This window comes from Rhizobium sp. AC44/96, from assembly GCF_001692185.1.
Taxonomy (GTDB): Bacteria; Pseudomonadota; Alphaproteobacteria; order Rhizobiales; family Rhizobiaceae; genus Rhizobium.
Window position 1 is genome coordinate 253110 of sequence record NZ_LXKO01000039.1, and the last position, 16940, is coordinate 270049.

Genomic DNA, 16940 nt, shown 5'->3' on the forward strand with positions numbered 1-16940 from the left:
TTCGATGCCTATCAACATCACGATGCCTGCCCTGTCTCCGACCATGGAAGAGGGCAACCTCGCCAAGTGGCTGGTCAAGGAAGGCGATACGGTTAAGTCTGGCGATGTCATCGCCGAGATCGAAACCGACAAGGCGACGATGGAAGTCGAAGCGGTCGACGAAGGTGTCGTCGCCAAGCTCGTCGTTCCCGCCGGCACCGAAGGCGTCAAGGTCAATGCCTTGATCGCCGTTCTGGCTGCCGATGGCGAAGATGTCGCCGCCGCGGCAAGCGGCGCTGGCTCTGCTGCTCCGGCACCGAAGGCTGCTGAAGCGCCGAAGGCCGAGGCAAAGACCGAAGCCGCTCCAGCTCCGGCCGCAGCCCCCGCGGCTGCTCCTGCACCAGCAGCGGCGCCTGCCGCTGCTTCCACGGGCGGAAACCGCACCTTCTCCTCGCCGCTCGCGCGTCGTCTGGCGAAAGAAGCCGGTATTGATCTCTCGGCTGTCGCTGGCTCCGGCCCGCATGGCCGCGTCGTCAAGAGCGACGTCGAAGCTGCTGTCGCTGGTGGTGGTGCAAAGGCTGCGCCTGCCGCTGCTCCGCAGGCTGCCGCATCGGCTCCTGCCGCCGCACCGAAGGGCGCTTCCGACGAGACCGTTCTCAAGCTGTTCGAGCCGGGTTCCTACGAACTCGTGCCGCATGACGGCATGCGCAAGGTCATTGCCAAGCGCCTGGTCGAATCCAAGCAGACCGTGCCGCATTTCTACGTCACCGTGGATTGCGAGCTCGATGCGCTGTTGGCGCTGCGCGCCCAGCTCAACGATGCCGCTCCCCGCAAGGACGGCGGCGCTGCCTACAAGCTCTCCGTCAACGACATGGTCATCAAGGCCATGGCGCTTGCGCTGCGTGACGTTCCGGACGCTAACGTCTCCTGGACCGAAGCCAATATGGTCAAGCACAAGCACGCCGATGTCGGCGTTGCTGTCTCGATCCCGGGCGGCCTGATCACCCCGATCATCCGCAAGGCAGAGGAAAAGACCCTGTCGGTCATCTCCAACGAGATGCGCGACCTCGGCAAGCGTGCCAAGGATCGCAAGTTGAAGCCTGAGGAATATCAGGGCGGTACGACGTCGGTTTCCAACATGGGCATGATGGGCGTGAAGCAGTTCGCAGCCGTCATCAACCCGCCGCATGCAACGATCCTCGCGGTCGGCGCGGGCGAGCAGCGCGTGATCGTCCGCAAGGGTGAAATGGTCATCGCCACCGTGATGAGCGTCACGCTGTCGACCGACCATCGCTGCGTCGATGGTGCGCTTGGAGCGGAGCTGCTGCAGGCGTTCAAGGGCTACATCGAAAATCCGATGGGCATGCTCGTCTGAGACAACGGCGGAGACGGAAATGACGAAGACCGTTCTTTGCTATGGTGACTCTCTGACCTGGGGTTATGACGCCGCGTCGATCGGGCGTCATGACTACAAGGATCGTTGGCCGAGCGCGCTTCAGGCGGCGCTCGGCAACGAGGTCAGGGTCATTCCGGAAGGTCTGAACGGTCGCACGACCGCTTTCGACGATCATCTCGCCGATTGCGATCGCAACGGTGCCCGTGTCCTGCCGACCATTCTGCAGACGCATGCACCGCTCGACCTCGTCATTCTGTTGCTTGGCACCAACGATATGAAGCCCGTCGTGGCAGGGTCGGCGTTTGCCGCCTGCCAGGGCATCGCCCGGCTGGTGAGGCTGATCCGCAATCATGCCTGGCCCTTCGAGTTCGATGCTCCGGATATTCTGATCGTGGCTCCGCCGAAGATCTGCGAAACGGCCAATGTGCCGTTCGCGGCCTCTTTCGTCGGTGGCATCGAGGAATCGGCGATGCTGGCGACACTCTACCGGGATCTCGCAGACGAGCTCGGGTGCGGTTTCTTCGACGGCAACTCGGTCGCCAAGACGACGCCGCTCGACGGTATCCATCTCGACGCCGAGAATACCCGCGCTCTCGGGCGCGGTATGGAATCGACCGTGCGGATGATGTTGGGGCTTTGACCGTGGCGTCCTTCGTGACGCTGCGTCCCGCCACACGGGATGACGCGGCCGAACTCGCGATCCTCTCGGACATTGCCTCGCATGGCTTCGCCTCCTGGCTCTGGCTGGGTGAGCTAGGCGGCACCGGAAGCGACACGCCGATGGAGCTTGGCCGGCTGAAGATGCGTCAGGACGAAGGTTACGGCACATGGCGCCATGCGGTGCTGGCCGAAGCCTACGGAGAGACGGCGGGCGCGGCGATCGGTTATGCGCTGGGCGATGACGTAAAGAATATGGAGGTCGACCGCGTGGCTTTGCAGCCGGTGATCGATCTGCAGAAGACGGTTGTTGGCAGCTGGTTCATTGCAACGCTCGGCGTCTACAGCCATCTGCGCGGCATCGGGATCGGCAAGGAAATACTTAAAGGTCAGATCGACAGGGCAGGGATGCTGCCGGTCAGTCTGATCACCGCAAGTGACAACGAAGCGGCTCTGTCGCTTTACAAGAAGAATGGATTTTCGGAAGCGGCGCGCCAAGATGCGATGCCTCTTTTCGAAAGCAGCAGGAAACACGAGTGGGTGCTTCTCACCCGCGACGCCCGATAACAAAGGCAGGAAAACATGGCTGAGAATTACGACGTCATCATCATCGGCTCCGGTCCCGGCGGCTATGTGGCCGCTGTGCGCGCCAGCCAACTCGGTCTCAAGACCGCGATCGTCGAGCGCGAGCACCTGGGCGGCATCTGCCTGAACTGGGGCTGCATCCCGACCAAGGCTCTGCTCCGCTCGGCCGAGGTGCTCGACCACGCCAACCACGCCAAAGACTACGGCCTCGTGCTTGAGGGCAAGATGAGCGCCGACGTGAAAGCCGTTGTCGCCCGCTCGCGCGGTGTCTCCGCGCGCCTCAACGGCGGCGTCGGCTTCCTGATGAAGAAGAACAAGGTCGATGTGATCTGGGGCGAGGCCAAGATCACCAAGCCGGGCGAAATCGTCGTCGGCAAGTCCTCCAAGCCCGTCGTCGAGCCGCAGAACCCGGTTCCGAAGAACGTCAAGGGCGAGGGCACCTACACCGCCAAGCACATCATCGTCGCAACCGGTGCTCGTCCGCGCGCGCTGCCGGGCATCGAGCCGGATGGCAAGCTGATCTGGACCTATTTCGAAGCGATGAAGCCGGCAGCCCTGCCGAAGTCGCTGATCGTCATGGGCTCTGGCGCCATCGGCATCGAATTCGCGAGCTTCTACCGCTCGATGGGCGTCGACGTCACCGTCGTCGAAGTCATGCCGACCATCATGCCGGTCGAGGACGTCGAAGTCACCGCGATCGCGCGCAAGCAGCTTGAGAAGCGCGGCATGAATATCCTCACCAGCGCCAAGATCACCAAGGTCGAAAAGGCCGCTGATAGCCTGACCGCGCACGTCGAGACGGCTGACGGCAAGGTCCAGCAGATCACCGCCGACCGCATGATCTCGGCCGTGGGCGTTCAGGGTAATATCGAAAATCTCGGCCTCGAAGCCGTTGGCGTCAAGACCGACCGCGGCTGCGTCGTCATCGACGGTTACGGCAAGACCAACATCGCCGGCATCTACGCCATCGGCGATGTCGCCGGCCCGCCGATGCTCGCCCACAAGGCCGAGCACGAAGGCGTCGTCTGCGTCGAAAAGATCGCCGGCCTGCCGAACGTTCACGCCACCGACAAGGGCAAGGTCCCCGGCTGCACCTACTGCCACCCGCAGGTCGCCTCCGTTGGTCTGACGGAAGCCAAGGCCAAGGAAGCCGGCCGCGACATCCGCGTCGGTCGCTTCTCCTTTGCCGCCAACGGCAAGGCGATCGCGCTTGGCGAGGATCAGGGTCTCTGCAAGGTGATCTTCGACAAGAAGACCGGCGAACTGCTCGGCGCCCACATGGTCGGTGCCGAAGTCACCGAACTCATCCAGGGCTTCGTGGTCGCCATGAACCTGGAAACGACCGAAGAAGAACTGATGCACACCATCTTCCCGCATCCGACGGTTTCCGAAACCATGAAGGAAGCGGTTTTGGATGCTTATGGTCGTGTCCTGAACGCTTGATAATTTTCTTCGCTGCTCTCTATGAGGGATTGGATTCCATCCGGTCCCGGACTGGAAAAAGCGAAAGGAAATCATCATGTCTATGGGTACGCAGGCACTCGTCATCTTCCTCCTGATCGGTCTGGTCGCGGGATTCCTCGCCAGCCTGATCGTTGGCGGAGGCGGATTGATACGGTGCCTGCTCAGCGGCATCATCGGCGCGTTCGTCGGAGGCTTTCTCTTCAACGCGCTGGGGATTTCGCTCGGTATCGAGAATGCGCTTGTGGTGCAGATCATTCATGCCACGGTCGGCGCCATCATCGTGGTGTTGATCGCAAGGGCGATAGCTTGAGGGGATAAGACTGCATGGAAGGTGTGGGCTGGATTACGGCCATTATCGTCGGAGGCCTGGCGGGCTGGCTCGCCGGCATTCTGATGGGCATACGCTTCGGCGTTTTGATGAACATTTTCATCGGCATCGTCGGTGCTGTCATCGCCAGTGCGATCTTTGCCCGCGCAGGGATCTATGTCGCCAGCGGTTGGCAGGGTTACCTTGTGACGGGTTTCATCGGCTCTTGTATCTTGCTATTTCTGGCAAAACTCGTCAGACGCTGACGAAGAAGGCCGTTTCGGCGGTTTGAAGGCAGGTTATTGATGGTAACTATTCTCGACAGGATCAATCCAAACGCTGAAAAGCGCGTGCGGCACCCGGAAAAGGCGCATCGCCCGGATACGGAAGTCATGCGCAAGCCGGACTGGATCCGCGTCAAGGCGCCGACCTCCAAGGGCTACGCCGAAACCCGCTCGATCGTGAAGGAGCACAAGCTCGTCACCGTCTGCGAGGAGGCCGGCTGCCCGAATATCGGCGAGTGCTGGGACAAGAAGCACGCCACCTTCATGATCATGGGCGAGATCTGTACCCGCGCCTGTTCCTTCTGCAACGTCGCGACCGGCAAGCCGAACGCGCTCGACATGGCCGAGCCCGAGAGCGTGGCGAAGGCCGTCAAGGAGATGGGCCTCAGCCACGTGGTCATCACCTCCGTCGACCGCGACGATCTGGAAGACGGCGGCGCCGAGCACTTCGAGAAGGTGATCTGGGCGATCCGCGCCGCATCGCCGACGACCACGATCGAAATCCTGACGCCCGACTTCCTGAAGAAGCCCGGTGCGCTGGAGCGCGTCGTCGCCGCCAAGCCCGACGTCTTCAACCACAACATGGAAACCGTTCCGGGCAACTATCTGACGGTCCGTCCCGGCGCCCGCTATTTCCACTCCGTTCGCCTGCTGCAGCGGGTGAAGGAACTGGACCCGACCATGTTCACCAAGTCGGGCATCATGGTCGGCCTCGGCGAGGAGCGCAACGAAGTGCTGCAGCTGATGGACGACCTGCGCGTCGCCGACGTCGACTTCCTGACGATCGGCCAGTACCTCCAGCCGACCCGCAAGCACCACGCGGTCATGAGCTACGTCACGCCCGAGGAATTCAAGTCCTACGAGACGGTCGCCTACACCAAGGGCTTCCTGATGGTCGCCTCCAGCCCGCTGACCCGCTCCTCGCACCACGCCGGCGACGACTTCGCCCGCCTGCGCGCGGCCCGCGAGAAAAAAATGCTGGTGGCTGCGGAATAATCAACGAACGCTTGCATTTTCTCAAAGCCGCAGCGATCTTCCCGCGGCTTTTTGTTTGCAGGAGCGACGAGGATGCCGGCTTACATCAACGACATCGGCAAAGCCGCCGGGTTGCTGCGGCAATCCGAGCGCATCATGGTCATCGGTTGTTCTGGCGGCGGCAAGAGCACCTTGTCGCGAAAGCTCAGTCGCGGGCTCGATCTGCCTTACTTCTCCATGGACAAGGAGTTCTTCTGGCTCCCCGGTTGGATCAAGCGCTCCAAGGATGAAGAGCGCCGGCTGATCACCGATGTCGTTGGCACCGAACGCTGGCTCATGGACGGCACTGGCCCATCCACCTTCGACCTCCGTGTCCCGCGCACGCAACTGGTCATCTGGGTGCGCATGCCCCGTTGGCTCTGCCTGTGGGGGGTCTGCGAGCGCGCGTTCTTTCATTTCGGCAAGACGCGGCCGGACATGGCATCAGGATGCCTGGAGCGCGTGCCGGACCGGGAGTTTTTGACTTACATCTGGACGTTTGAAAAGCGGTTTGCACCGCTGGTGATTGACGGGCTCGACAGGCACGGCCCTGAAGTGCCGGTTTTTCAGCTGAAAAGCCGGCGAGACGTGAACCATCTTCTTGATCTTCTCGGCGCGCCCGCTTAACTGCCGCTCATGCCTCAGTTCGAAACGCATCGCCCCGTCCCGCACTCCGCTGAACAGATGTTCGACCTCGTCGCCGATGTCGAGCGCTATCCGGAATTTCTGCCGCTCTGCGAAGGGCTTGTGGTGCGCAGCCGCAAGGAACGCGACGGCAAGATCTTGCTGATTGCCGACATGACCGTCGGCTACAAGGCGATCCGTGAGACCTTCACGACCCAAGTGCTGCTGAACAAGGCGGAGCGGGTCATCGATGTCAAATACATCGACGGACCGTTCAAGTACCTCGACAACCGCTGGCGCTTCGAGGATACCGCGAGCGGCTCGAACGTCCATTTCTTCATCGACTACGAATTCAAGAGCCGTATCCTCGGTGCCCTGATGGGCTCGATGTTCGATCGCGCTTTCCGCATGTTCTCGGAAGCCTTCGAAACGCGGGCCGGCAAGATCTACAACTGAGCGAGCTGGCGGATCATCTCGAGCGCTGTCCTGACGGTCGCGAGCCGAACTTGATCGCGGCCGATATCGCCGTAGAGCATCCTTTGATGAGCAAGCCCTGATGTGCGGGACTTGGCGGCGAGGTGAACAAGCCCGACCGGCTTTTCAGCCGAACCACCACCTGGTCCCGCCACACCCGTCACCGCGACCGCGATATCGGCGCGGGAGCGGAAGAGGGCGCCGTGCACCATCTGCCGGGCAGTTTCCTCGGAGACCGCGCCGTAGCGGGCAAGCGTCGTCTCCTGCACGCCAAGCATCTCCATCTTGGCGGTGTTCGTATAGGTGACGAAACCGCGATCCACCACGGCCGACGAGCCCGGTATTTCGGTCAGTGCGCCAGCGATCAGCCCGCCGGTGCAGGACTCGGCCGTCGAGATCATCAAGCCGGCTGAGGTGAACGCGCGAACGATCGCCTCGGCTTGCGACATGATGTCAGAGGGAAAGAGGCTCATGGTTCCTTGCCCTGATAGACGACAGTGGCAGTGGCAATCGCCGCAATGCCTTCGCGCCGGCCGACGAAGCCGATGGTTTCGTTCGTGGTCGCCTTGACCGAGCAGCGGTCTATGGAAATGCCGAGAAACTCCGACAGATTGGCACGCATTGCATCACGATGCGGGCCGACGCGCGGCGCTTCGGCGATGAGTGATACGTCGGCGTTCATGATCGTACCGCCGCGTTCGCGAACGATCTTGGCCGCGTGTTCGATGAAGATGCGCGATGGCGCACCCTTCCATTGGGGATCCGATGGCGGGAAGTGGTCGCCGATATCGCCAGCGCCGCAGGTGGCCAGCAGCGCGTCGGTCAGCGCATGCAGCGCAACGTCGGCGTCGGAGTGTCCCTTCAGCCTCTGGTCGTGCGGAATGAAGACGCCGCACAGCGTCACGCCATCGCCGGCTTCCAGCTGGTGGACGTCGTAGCCGTTGCCGGTGCGCACGTCGGGAAGCTGTTGCCTGGAAAGTCTCTGGTCGGCCATCTCGATGTCCCGCCTTACTGTCAGTTTCACATTATCCGGTGATCCGTCGACGATCTTGACCTCGATACCGGCCCATTCGGCAATGGAGGCATCGTCGGTGAAATCGGTGCGTTCCTCCGCAGCTGCCTTCTCATGCGCCGACAGAATGGTCTCGAAGGCGAAGGACTGAGGCGTTTGGGCCGCGTAAAGCTGAGCCCGCGGCACCGTCTCGATGACATCGCCGGATGGGCCGGCACGTTTCAGCGTGTCCGCAACCGGCGTGGCTGGCAGAACAGCGGTGGCGCCCCCCGACAAAGCGTCCGCGACCCGATCGAGCAGCGCATGGTCGAAGAATGGCCGTACGGCATCGTGGATCAGGACATGTGTGATGTCGCTGCTAGCCTGGAGTTCACGCAGACCCGCCAGAACCGATTGCTGTCGCGTCGCTCCGCCGTGAACGATCGTGACCTTTGCCGCGGAGGGGACCGTCGAAAGTGCAGCAGCAACGAGCGCCTTGTCGTCAGGGTGAATCACCACGACGATGCGCTTCGCCCGGTCCCAGGTCTGGAATACATCGAGCGTATGGGCGATGACTGGCTTGCCGCCGATGGGGCGATATTGCTTCGGCCCTTCTTCGGGTGCCCCGGCGCGTTCTCCGCGTCCGGCAGCGACGATGACAACCCCAGCCGATATCGGTTGCTTTTGATGCATTTGCGGCATAAATCCCCAAAAAGCAGAATTTGTACTGGTGCTCTAACGGCTTGGCGCACCGAATTCCAGCATTTGCCCGAAAAATATCAATTCGGACACTGCCCCCTTGGCAAGCCCTTCAAACATGTCTAAAAATAGTGCACCCACCTGGCGTGCCTGAAAGATAATCAATTGGCTGATATGGATCTCGCATCACCTTTGCGTATCGGAAATGTTGCCGTGCGCAATCGCGTCGTGCTGGCGCCGATGTCCGGTGTGACGGACATGCCGTTCCGGCAACTCGCGTGGCGCTACGGTGCCGGCCTTGTGGTGACCGAGATGGTGGCGAGCCGGGAACTCGTCAACAATACCTCGGAATCCTGGGCGCGACTGGAGGCCGCGGGCTTTCAGCCGCACATGGTGCAGCTCGCGGGACGCGAAGCGCATTGGATGGCGGAGGCCGCAAAGATCGCAGCGGATCATGGCGCCGATATCATCGACATCAACATGGGCTGCCCCGCCAAAAAGGTCATCGGCGGCTATTCCGGTTCTGCGCTGATGCGCGATCCGGACCACGCGCTGGGTCTCATCGAGGCAACGGTCAAGGCGGTCGATATTCCTGTCACGCTGAAGATGCGGCTTGGCTGGGACGAAAATTCGATCAACGCGCCAGAGATAGCAAAGCGCGCCGAGGACGCTGGCGTGCAGTTGGTGACTATCCACGGTCGTACGCGCATGCAGTTTTACGAAGGGCATGCAGACTGGGACGCGATTCGTGCGGTTCGTGACGTGCTCCGCATTCCGCTCGTTGCCAATGGCGACGTGGAAACAAGCGAGGACGCCCAGGAGATTCTTCGCCGGTCGGGTGCAGATGCGGTGATGATCGGGCGAGGCTGCCAGGGACGACCGTGGCACGCGGGCGTGCTGGCCGGCGCGCAAGAGCCGCAGTCCTGGGAGATTCCCGACATCGCGGTCGAGCATTACAGGATGATGCTGGAGTTTTATGGCGAGGCAGTTGCCGTGCGCCATGCGCGCAAGCATCTCGGCTGGTACCTCGAGCGCTTCGCACCCGCCATAACGGCAACCGAGAAGGCAGCGATCATGACAGCGCGAGATCCCCGCGACGTTTCGCAACGGTTCCGCGATGCGCTGATGGCCGCAACATCGAAAACCGAAAATCGGGAGGCCGCATGACAAACGATACGCCGGTAGCTGCCGACCACGCGGGCAGCGCGGTTGCCATGGCTGTGCTGAATGCCATCCAGAACCCTGTCGTCATGGTCAACGAGGCAGGCCTCGTCGCCTTTGCCAACTGGGAGGCTGAGGCGTTCTTCGGCGCCAGCGCCGCGCATCTGGCGCGCTACAAGATCTCGACGTTTATTCCTTTCGGAAGCCCGCTCCTTGCCCTGATCGATCAGGTGCGGGAACGGCGTGCTCCGATCAACGAGTATCGCGTCGATCTGAGTTCGCCGCGACTTGGGCAGGACAAGCTGGTCGATATCTACGTGGCGCCTGTCATCAGCGAGCCGGGATCGGTTGTGATCGTCTTCCAGGAACGCTCGATGGCCGACAAGATCGATCGGCAGTTGACGCACCGCGCAGCCGCCCGCTCGGTTACAGGCCTAGCGTCGATGCTGGCGCATGAAATCAAGAATCCGCTCTCGGGTATTCGCGGGGCGGCCCAGCTTCTGGAGCAGTCGGCGGTCGATGACGACCGTGCCTTGACGCGTCTTATCTGCGACGAGACGGATCGCATCGTCTCCCTGGTCGACCGCATGGAAGTGTTTTCCGACGAGCGTCCCGTTGATCGCGTCCCGGTGAATATCCATTCGGTGCTTGACCACGTGAAGGCTGTGGCCAAGGCAGGCTTCGCGCGTCATCTCAAGATTACTGAAAGCTACGACCCCTCGCTGCCATCGGTTTATGCGAACCGCGATCAGCTCGTTCAGGTATTCCTCAACCTCGTCAAGAACGCTGCTGAAGCCATCGGTGACCGGCCGGACGGCGAAATCGTTCTGACGACGGCCTATCGCCCCGGTATCCGCCTGTCGGTTGCCGGTACGCGCGAAAAGATCTCGCTGCCGCTCGAATTCTGCGTTCAGGACAATGGACCCGGCGTGCCGGCCGATTTGCTGCCGCACCTCTTCGATCCGTTTATCACCACCAAGACGAATGGAAGCGGGCTTGGCTTGGCGCTTGTCGCCAAGATCATTGGTGACCACGGCGGCATTATCGAGTGCGACAGCCAGAACTACAAGACGACCTTCCGTGTCCTCATGCCCGCATCCAAGGATGCGTCGCTTGAGGATGCAACGACCATGAACCCCACAGGACCTTCTCGATGACAGCAACGATCCTCGTCGCAGATGATGATGCGGCAATTCGTACCGTGCTTAATCAGGCCTTGAGCCGCGCCGGCTATGACGTGCGTATCACCTCCAACGCCGCAACGCTGTGGCGCTGGGTATCGGCGGGTGAGGGCGATCTGGTGGTGACCGACGTGGTCATGCCCGACGAAAATGCCTTCGATCTGCTGCCCCGCATCAAGAAGGCGCGCCCTGATCTCCCGGTCTTGGTGATGAGCGCGCAGAACACCTTCATGACGGCGATCAAGGCGTCGGAGAAGGGGGCTTATGACTACCTGCCGAAGCCCTTTGATCTGACCGAACTGATCGGCATCATCGGTCGTGCTCTTGCCGAGCCGAAGCGCAAGCCTGCCAAGCTCGACGAGGACATGCAGGACGGGATGCCGCTGGTCGGTCGCTCTGCGGCGATGCAGGAAATCTACCGCGTGCTTGCGCGCCTCATGCAAACCGACCTGACGCTGATGATCACCGGCGAGTCCGGTACCGGCAAGGAACTGGTTGCTCGGGCACTCCACGATTACGGCAAACGCCGCAACGGTCCTTTCGTCGCCATCAACATGGCTGCCATTCCTCGCGATCTGATCGAATCCGAACTCTTCGGCCACGAGAAGGGCGCTTTCACCGGCGCGCAGACGCGCTCGACCGGACGTTTCGAGCAGGCGGAAGGTGGTACGCTGTTCCTGGACGAAATCGGCGACATGCCGATGGACGCCCAGACGCGCCTCCTGCGCGTCCTGCAACAGGGCGAATATACGACCGTGGGCGGCCGCACGCCGATCCGCACGGATGTCCGCATCGTCGCCGCGACCAACAAGGATCTGAAACAGGCTATCAACCAGGGCCTTTTCCGCGAAGACCTTTACTACCGCCTCAACGTCGTGCCGCTGCGCCTGCCGCCGCTGCGCGACCGCGCAGAAGACATCCCGGATCTCGTCCGCCACTTCATCCAGCAGGCGGAAAAGGAAGGTCTCGGCACCAAGCGCTTCGATCAGGAAGCGCTGGAACTGATGAAGGCCTACGCCTGGCCGGGGAACGTGCGTGAGCTGGAGAACCTGATCCGGCGTCTGATGGCGCTTTATCCACAGGATGTAATCACCCGCGAAATCATCGAGGCTGAGCTCCGTTCGGACGTTCCAGACAGCCCGATCGAGAAGGGGCCGATCCGCAACGGCGACATCACGATCGCCCAGGCGGTCGAAGAGAATATGCGGACGTATTTCGCAACTTTTGGCGAAAATCTGCCGCCTCCGGGCCTCTACGACCGGGTTTTGACGGAAATGGAATACCCCCTGATTCTGGCTGCGTTGACCGCCACGCGCGGCAACCAGATCAAGGCGGCCGATCTGCTTGGTCTTAACCGCAATACCTTGCGAAAGAAGATCAGAGAGCTCGGCGTTTCGGTCTACAGAAGCTCCCGCACAGCTTGACAATGTGACCGACTGCGTTGCATTTTCGCCACAATGCGTTGCTTATAAGTCACGCAAGGGGTTGGTGTTCTCGCGGTTGGTCTGGCGTCCGAGAACCTTGGGTCAGCGTTGAGCTGAGCCGAGGGGGAACGCAGTTCTCGATCCTGGTCCGTGGGATGCGGCAGATGAAATTCTGCCGCAAGGAGAAATAAGCGAATGAAGCAGGATGCGGTGCCGCCGGCGGCGGAAGACGAGTCGATCACGACCGTTACCGATCGCCGTGCGCTGTTTGCTCTGCCCGGTCTCGTGCTTGCCGGGGGCGCACTGCTTTGCGCAACGATGACGCTGTTTGTGTTGCTCGGGCTGACGCCGATTGCGCCGACGTCCCAGGTCGTTATCACCTCCGTGGTCGTGAATTCGTTCTTCGTCCTCGGGCTCATGGCCCTGATCGGGCGCGAGGTGTTGCGCCTTGTCAAGGCGCGTAAGCGCGGTCGTGCTGCCGCGCGGCTTCACATTCGCATTGTCGTGCTGTTTTCGCTCGTCGCGATCACGCCGGCAATTCTCGTTGCCATCTTCGCCAGTATCACGTTGAATGCCGGCCTCGACCGCTGGTTCGCCTTGCGGACGCAGTCGATCGTCAGTTCTTCCCGAAATATCGGGCAAGCCTACATGATGGAAAACGCGAGCTACCTCCAGGGGCAGACCGTTTCCATGGCAAACGATCTCGAGCGCAACCGCCAGCGGTACAGCCTCGATCGCACCGGTTTTGCAGATTTGATGACGCGGCAGGCGCGCGGACGCGGCCTTCTCGGCGCGTTTCTCGTGCGGGCGGACGGCTCCGTTCTCGCGCAGGCGGATATCAAGACCGAAAAGCCGCTGCCGGCCATACCCAAGGACGCGCTGAACAAGGCCGCTGCCGGTCAGCCCACGCTGATACCGCCCGGCGTGACCAATCTCGTGGGCGCCATCATCAAGCTTGAAGCAATCGATGGGGCCTACCTTTACACCGTGCGAGCGGTTGATCCGAAAGTCATGACCGCAATGCGCATGATGGAGGAGAACGCCACCGAATATCAGTCGATGGAGTCGGGGCGGTTCTCGCTGCAAATCGCCTTTGCGGTTCTCTACATCGGCTTCGCCCTGATCGTGCTGCTTGCCGCCATCTGGACCGCGATCGCGGTGGCCGACCGTATCGTCCGCCCGATCCGGCTGCTGATCACCGCCGCCGACAATGTCGCGTCCGGCAACATGGATATCGTCGTTCCCGTGCATGCGGTGGATGGCGACGTTGCCAATCTTTCGCGCACCTTCAACAAGATGATCTCGGAAATTCGCACGCAGCGTGACGAGATTCTGGAAGCGAAGGACGAGGTAGACGATCGTCGCCGCTTCATCGAAGCCGTTCTCTCGGGTGTCACGGCCGCGGTTATCGGTGTCGAACACGATCGTCGTATAACGATCGTCAACAGTTCCGCTGAAGCGTTGATGGCGCTGCCCGCGGCCGAGATGCTCGGCAAGCTGGTCTCTGAAATCGCGCCCGAGGTTGACCAGGTCCTGACGGAGGCGGCAACCCGCTATCGCGGCGATTTCCGCAAGCAGATCGCGTTGGTTCGTGGCGGAACGGTCAGGACCCTCAGCGTTCAGGTGACCCGTGAGGAAGTCCGCGACGCGAGCGAATCCTATGTCATCACGCTGGACGACATCACCGATCTGGTGATCGCGCAGCGCTCGACAGCATGGGGCGACGTGGCGCGACGCATCGCCCACGAAATCAAGAACCCCCTGACGCCGATCCAGTTGTCCGCCGAGCGCATACAGCGCCGCTACGGCAAGCAGATCGACCAGGCCGATCGTGGCGTCTTTGACCAGTGCACCGAAACCATCATCCGTCAGGTCGGTGACATCGGGCGCATGGTCGACGAGTTCTCGTCCTTCGCGCGTATGCCGAAGCCGATCAAGGAGCCGAGCGACCTGCGCAAGATCCTCCACGATGCGGTCTTCCTGCGCGAAATGGGCAACAGCCACGTCGCCTTCCTGCAGGAACTGGGAGACACTCCGCTGGAAGGTCAATTCGACAGTCGCATGCTTGGTCAGGCGTTCGGAAACCTGATCAAGAATGCGGTGGAAGCAATCGAAACGGTGCCGCTCGAAGAACGAGACGAGCGCAAAGTGCTGGTGCGAGCATCGCTTGATGCCGCACGCGACCGCTTTACCGTCGATGTGATCGACAACGGACGAGGGCTGCCGGTGGAAAATCGCCACAGCATCCTGGAGCCCTACATGACGATGCGAGAAAAGGGTACGGGCCTCGGCCTCGCCATCGTGAAGAAGATTATTGAGGAACATGGCGGGCAGCTCGAGCTACACGATGCGCCCGCCGATTTTGACCGAGGGCGAGGGGCGATGATCCGCGTGCATCTGCCACGCGTGGAAACAACACCCGCCGCTCCGGCCGCAAATGACAAGGAAAGCGCATATGGCCTCTGATATTCTGGTCGTCGACGATGAGCACGACATTCGCGAGATTGTCTCCGGCATTCTGTCCGACGAAGGACACGAGACACGCACGGCGCACGATAGCGATAGCGCGCTCGCGGCAATTTCCGATCGCGCGCCGAGGCTGATCTTCCTCGATATCTGGATGCAGGGCAGCAAGCTCGACGGCCTTTCCTTGCTGGACGAGATCAAGACCCGCCATCCGGATATTCCGGTGGTCATGATCTCTGGCCACGGCAACATCGAGACGGCGGTTTCGGCGATCAAGCGCGGTGCATTCGATTTCATCGAAAAGCCGTTCAAGGCCGATCGGCTTATCCTGATTGCCGAGCGCGCGCTGGAGAACTCTAAGCTCAAGCGCGAAGTGTCCGAGCTCAAGCGCAAGGCCGGCGACCCCGTCGAGCTGATCGGCACGTCTGTCGCGGTCTCGCAGCTGCGCCAGAATATCGAGAAGGTGTCGCCGACCAATAGCCGCATCATGATTTTCGGCTCCTCCGGTTCCGGCAAGGAGCTCGTCGCGCGCATGATCCACAAGCGGTCTTCGCGCGCTAATGGCCCCTTCGTCGCGATCAACGCTGCAAACATCACGCCTGACCGCATGGAGATCGCGCTCTTTGGAACGGAAGGTGGACCGGGGCAGGCGCGCAAGATCGGTGCGCTCGAAGAAGCCCACCGCGGCATCCTCTATCTCGATGAAGTCGGCGAAATGCCGCGCGAGACGCAGAACAAAATCCTCCGCGTCCTCGTCGACCAACAGTTCGAGCGGGTTGGTGGCTCAAAGCGCGTGAAGGTCGATGTCCGCATCGTTTCGTCCACCGCCTATAATCTGGAAAGCCGTATCGCCGAAGGCTGGTTCCGTGAAGATCTGTATCACCGGCTTGCCGTGGTGCCGGTCAAGGTTCCGGCTCTGGCAGAGCGTCGCGAGGACATCCCGTTTCTGGTCGACCAGCTCATGCGACAGATTTCCGAGCAGGCAGGCATCCGACCACGGCGGATCGGCGATGACGCCATGGCAGTGCTTCAGGCGCACGACTGGCCGGGCAACATTCGCCAGCTTCGCAACAACATCGAGCGACTGATGATCCTCGCGCGTTCGGACGGTCCGGATGCGCCGATCACGGCTGAGATGCTGCCGACCGATCTAGGCGACATGCTGCCGAAGGTGTCGGCGAAAAACGACTACCACATCATGACGCTGCCGCTTCGCGAAGCGCGCGAAATGTTCGAGAAGGACTATCTGATTGCGCAGATCAACCGCTTCGGCGGCAACATCTCGCGCACCGCCGAGTTCGTCGGCATGGAGCGTTCGGCTCTTCATCGCAAGCTGAAGTCGCTGGGCGTCTGATACTCCGGGACGGCGCCATGCGCGCCGTCCGTCTTTTGTCTCTCCTCCCGGCGACAACGCGCTCGCTGAACGAGCTGCGCATTGCCTAGCCCGTCAGCGTTGACGCGCTGACCACGTGATTCGTGAGACGTTGCGCCGCAACCGTATGCGCAATCGACTGTTCTGCTTGCAGATCACCCGCGGTGCCGCGTGCCGGTACCGCGCGTTTCTCGCCGAAGCCACGCTGCTCTAGCTCGCGTTCACAGAAAGCGCAGGCCCTCAATTGGCTCGACGGCGCCCGATTGGATTGAGGCTCGAAGAGCGTGGATTTTGGGCCGAGATGTTGGCCGAACGGGAGGCCTTCATCACCGCCGCGACGAGTATCTGCTTCCCGCTGGTTTCCATCGACGGGCAGGCAATCGCCAACGGACATCCCGGCAGTGTCTCCCATAAAATTCGGGAGGTCTTTTTCGACATTGCGGAAAAGATTGCGATTTGATACCAAGACTTTCTGGGCAGAGGGGATGAGGGTTGTCGGCTGCCTACTGGCGAGGTTGATTAGTATTTCACCGGCGAAACCGAGCCGGCAATAAAGAAAGAAGCGGCGCGATGGCGGAACGTTCTCAGAATTTGCAGGACTTATTTCTCAATACTGTTCGCAAGCAAAAGATTTCACTGACAATTTTTCTTATCAACGGTGTAAAGCTGACAGGCGTTGTTACGTCTTTCGACAATTTCTGCGTTCTGCTTCGCCGTGACGGTCACTCGCAGCTCGTGTATAAGCACGCAATCTCGACGATCATGCCCGGCCAGCCGATGCAGATGTTCGAGAGCGAAGAAGCCGCATCCTAACAGGACAAGCCGTTATCTCGACACGCGATACCAAGAATGATTCGATCAT

At 61.2% G+C, this 16940-nt stretch carries 17 protein-coding genes and 1 pseudogene; 16 read left to right on the top strand and 2 right to left on the bottom strand.

Going from position 1 to position 16940, the window contains the following annotated elements; translation table 11 throughout:
• Positions 1-4 precede the first annotated feature (4 nt).
• The 9 genes from A6U87_RS26710 to A6U87_RS26750 all read left to right on the top strand — a co-directional run bounded on the left by A6U87_RS26710 (position 5) and on the right by A6U87_RS26750 (position 6766).
• Positions 5-1354, top strand: coding sequence for a pyruvate dehydrogenase complex dihydrolipoamide acetyltransferase (locus A6U87_RS26710; protein ID WP_065694338.1), 1350 nt, complete (start codon positions 5-7; stop codon positions 1352-1354).
• A 19-nt stretch (positions 1355-1373) separates the two neighbouring features.
• Complete coding sequence (locus A6U87_RS26715; protein ID WP_065694339.1) at positions 1374-2015, top strand: SGNH/GDSL hydrolase family protein; 642 nt, start codon at positions 1374-1376, stop codon at positions 2013-2015.
• A gap of 2 nt (positions 2016-2017) precedes the next feature.
• Positions 2018-2599 (top strand): GNAT family N-acetyltransferase, encoded by a 582-nt coding sequence (locus A6U87_RS26720; RefSeq protein WP_065694380.1) that lies wholly within the window; start codon positions 2018-2020, stop codon positions 2597-2599.
• 15 nt (positions 2600-2614) lie between these two features.
• Complete coding sequence (gene lpdA, locus A6U87_RS26725) at positions 2615-4060, top strand: dihydrolipoyl dehydrogenase (protein ID WP_065694340.1); 1446 nt, start codon at positions 2615-2617, stop codon at positions 4058-4060.
• 76 nt (positions 4061-4136) lie between these two features.
• Positions 4137-4391, top strand: a complete 255-nt coding sequence (locus A6U87_RS26730; RefSeq protein ID WP_065694341.1) for a GlsB/YeaQ/YmgE family stress response membrane protein — start codon at positions 4137-4139, stop codon at positions 4389-4391.
• Positions 4392-4405: 14 nt separating this feature from the next.
• Positions 4406-4654 carry a GlsB/YeaQ/YmgE family stress response membrane protein gene (locus tag A6U87_RS26735; RefSeq protein ID WP_065694342.1) on the top strand — a complete coding sequence of 83 codons (249 nt, stop codon included), beginning with the start codon at positions 4406-4408 and terminating at the stop codon, positions 4652-4654.
• Positions 4655-4693: 39 nt separating this feature from the next.
• Positions 4694-5668, top strand: a complete 975-nt coding sequence (gene lipA, locus A6U87_RS26740) for a lipoyl synthase (protein ID WP_065694343.1) — start codon at positions 4694-4696, stop codon at positions 5666-5668.
• A 72-nt stretch (positions 5669-5740) separates the two neighbouring features.
• A complete protein-coding gene (locus A6U87_RS26745) occupies positions 5741-6313 on the top strand; it encodes an AAA family ATPase (protein WP_065694344.1) in 573 nt (190 codons plus the stop codon).
• Between the two features lie 9 nt (positions 6314-6322).
• Positions 6323-6766: a type II toxin-antitoxin system RatA family toxin gene (locus tag A6U87_RS26750; protein ID WP_065694345.1), complete on the top strand. Its 444-nt coding sequence runs from the start codon at positions 6323-6325 to the stop codon at positions 6764-6766.
• Here A6U87_RS26750 and A6U87_RS26755 read toward each other — a convergent pair.
• Complete coding sequence (locus A6U87_RS26755; RefSeq protein WP_065694346.1) at positions 6757-7257, bottom strand: CinA family protein; 501 nt, start codon at positions 7255-7257, stop codon at positions 6757-6759. The two genes, A6U87_RS26750 and A6U87_RS26755, sit on opposite strands and share 10 nt — an antisense overlap.
• Complete coding sequence (locus A6U87_RS26760) at positions 7254-8477, bottom strand: bifunctional 2-C-methyl-D-erythritol 4-phosphate cytidylyltransferase/2-C-methyl-D-erythritol 2,4-cyclodiphosphate synthase (RefSeq protein ID WP_065694347.1); 1224 nt, start codon at positions 8475-8477, stop codon at positions 7254-7256. The genes A6U87_RS26755 and A6U87_RS26760 overlap by 4 nt, the downstream gene beginning before the upstream one ends.
• Positions 8478-8648: 171 nt before the next feature.
• Between A6U87_RS26760 and dusB the strand changes: the two genes are divergently transcribed.
• The 7 genes and pseudogenes from dusB to hfq all read left to right on the top strand — a co-directional run bounded on the left by dusB (position 8649) and on the right by hfq (position 16891).
• On the top strand, positions 8649-9641 hold the full coding sequence (gene dusB, locus A6U87_RS26765; protein ID WP_141684055.1) for a tRNA dihydrouridine synthase DusB: 993 nt from the start codon (positions 8649-8651) through the stop codon (positions 9639-9641).
• On the top strand, positions 9638-10792 hold the full coding sequence (locus A6U87_RS26770) for a nitrogen regulation protein NR(II) (protein WP_065694349.1): 1155 nt from the start codon (positions 9638-9640) through the stop codon (positions 10790-10792). The genes dusB and A6U87_RS26770 overlap by 4 nt, the downstream gene beginning before the upstream one ends.
• Complete coding sequence (gene ntrC / locus A6U87_RS26775; RefSeq protein WP_065694350.1) at positions 10789-12240, top strand: nitrogen regulation protein NR(I); 1452 nt, start codon at positions 10789-10791, stop codon at positions 12238-12240. The genes A6U87_RS26770 and ntrC overlap by 4 nt, the downstream gene beginning before the upstream one ends.
• Before the next feature lie 195 nt (positions 12241-12435).
• Entirely contained in the window at positions 12436-14706 is a 2271-nt protein-coding gene (locus tag A6U87_RS26780) for a PAS domain-containing sensor histidine kinase (RefSeq protein WP_065694351.1), read from the top strand.
• Positions 14696-16060: a sigma-54 dependent transcriptional regulator gene (locus A6U87_RS26785; protein WP_065694352.1), complete on the top strand. Its 1365-nt coding sequence runs from the start codon at positions 14696-14698 to the stop codon at positions 16058-16060. The genes A6U87_RS26780 and A6U87_RS26785 overlap by 11 nt, the downstream gene beginning before the upstream one ends.
• Positions 16061-16119: 59 nt before the next feature.
• Positions 16120-16538 (top strand): annotated as a pseudogene (locus A6U87_RS30550) (hypothetical protein); the annotation flags it as partial.
• Positions 16539-16648: 110 nt separating this feature from the next.
• The gene (gene hfq, locus A6U87_RS26790) at positions 16649-16891 is read left to right on the top strand and encodes an RNA chaperone Hfq (RefSeq protein WP_003539403.1); all 243 of its coding nucleotides are present in this window, start codon (positions 16649-16651) and stop codon (positions 16889-16891) included.
• The last annotated feature ends 49 nt before the right edge of the window (positions 16892-16940 follow it).

Excerpts from the sequence above, each read along its gene's own strand:
- A6U87_RS26710 (WP_065694338.1), top strand. The coding sequence starts at position 5 with ATGCCTATCAACATCACGATGCCTGCCCTGTCTCCGACCATGGAAGAG.
- A6U87_RS26715 (WP_065694339.1), top strand. The coding sequence starts at position 1,374 with ATGACGAAGACCGTTCTTTGCTATGGTGACTCTCTGACCTGGGGTTAT.
- lpdA (WP_065694340.1), top strand. The coding sequence starts at position 2,615 with ATGGCTGAGAATTACGACGTCATCATCATCGGCTCCGGTCCCGGCGGC.
- A6U87_RS26730 (WP_065694341.1), top strand. The coding sequence starts at position 4,137 with ATGTCTATGGGTACGCAGGCACTCGTCATCTTCCTCCTGATCGGTCTG.
- A6U87_RS26735 (WP_065694342.1), top strand. The coding sequence starts at position 4,406 with ATGGAAGGTGTGGGCTGGATTACGGCCATTATCGTCGGAGGCCTGGCG.
- lipA (WP_065694343.1), top strand. The coding sequence starts at position 4,694 with ATGGTAACTATTCTCGACAGGATCAATCCAAACGCTGAAAAGCGCGTG.
- A6U87_RS26745 (WP_065694344.1), top strand. The coding sequence starts at position 5,741 with ATGCCGGCTTACATCAACGACATCGGCAAAGCCGCCGGGTTGCTGCGG.
- A6U87_RS26750 (WP_065694345.1), top strand. The coding sequence starts at position 6,323 with ATGCCTCAGTTCGAAACGCATCGCCCCGTCCCGCACTCCGCTGAACAG.
- A6U87_RS26755 (WP_065694346.1), bottom strand. The coding sequence starts at position 7,257 with ATGAGCCTCTTTCCCTCTGACATCATGTCGCAAGCCGAGGCGATCGTT.
- A6U87_RS26760 (WP_065694347.1), bottom strand. The coding sequence starts at position 8,477 with ATGCCGCAAATGCATCAAAAGCAACCGATATCGGCTGGGGTTGTCATC.
- dusB (WP_141684055.1), top strand. The coding sequence starts at position 8,649 with ATGGATCTCGCATCACCTTTGCGTATCGGAAATGTTGCCGTGCGCAAT.
- A6U87_RS26770 (WP_065694349.1), top strand. The coding sequence starts at position 9,638 with ATGACAAACGATACGCCGGTAGCTGCCGACCACGCGGGCAGCGCGGTT.
- ntrC (WP_065694350.1), top strand. The coding sequence starts at position 10,789 with ATGACAGCAACGATCCTCGTCGCAGATGATGATGCGGCAATTCGTACC.
- A6U87_RS26780 (WP_065694351.1), top strand. The coding sequence starts at position 12,436 with ATGAAGCAGGATGCGGTGCCGCCGGCGGCGGAAGACGAGTCGATCACG.
- A6U87_RS26785 (WP_065694352.1), top strand. The coding sequence starts at position 14,696 with ATGGCCTCTGATATTCTGGTCGTCGACGATGAGCACGACATTCGCGAG.
- hfq (WP_003539403.1), top strand. The coding sequence starts at position 16,649 with ATGGCGGAACGTTCTCAGAATTTGCAGGACTTATTTCTCAATACTGTT.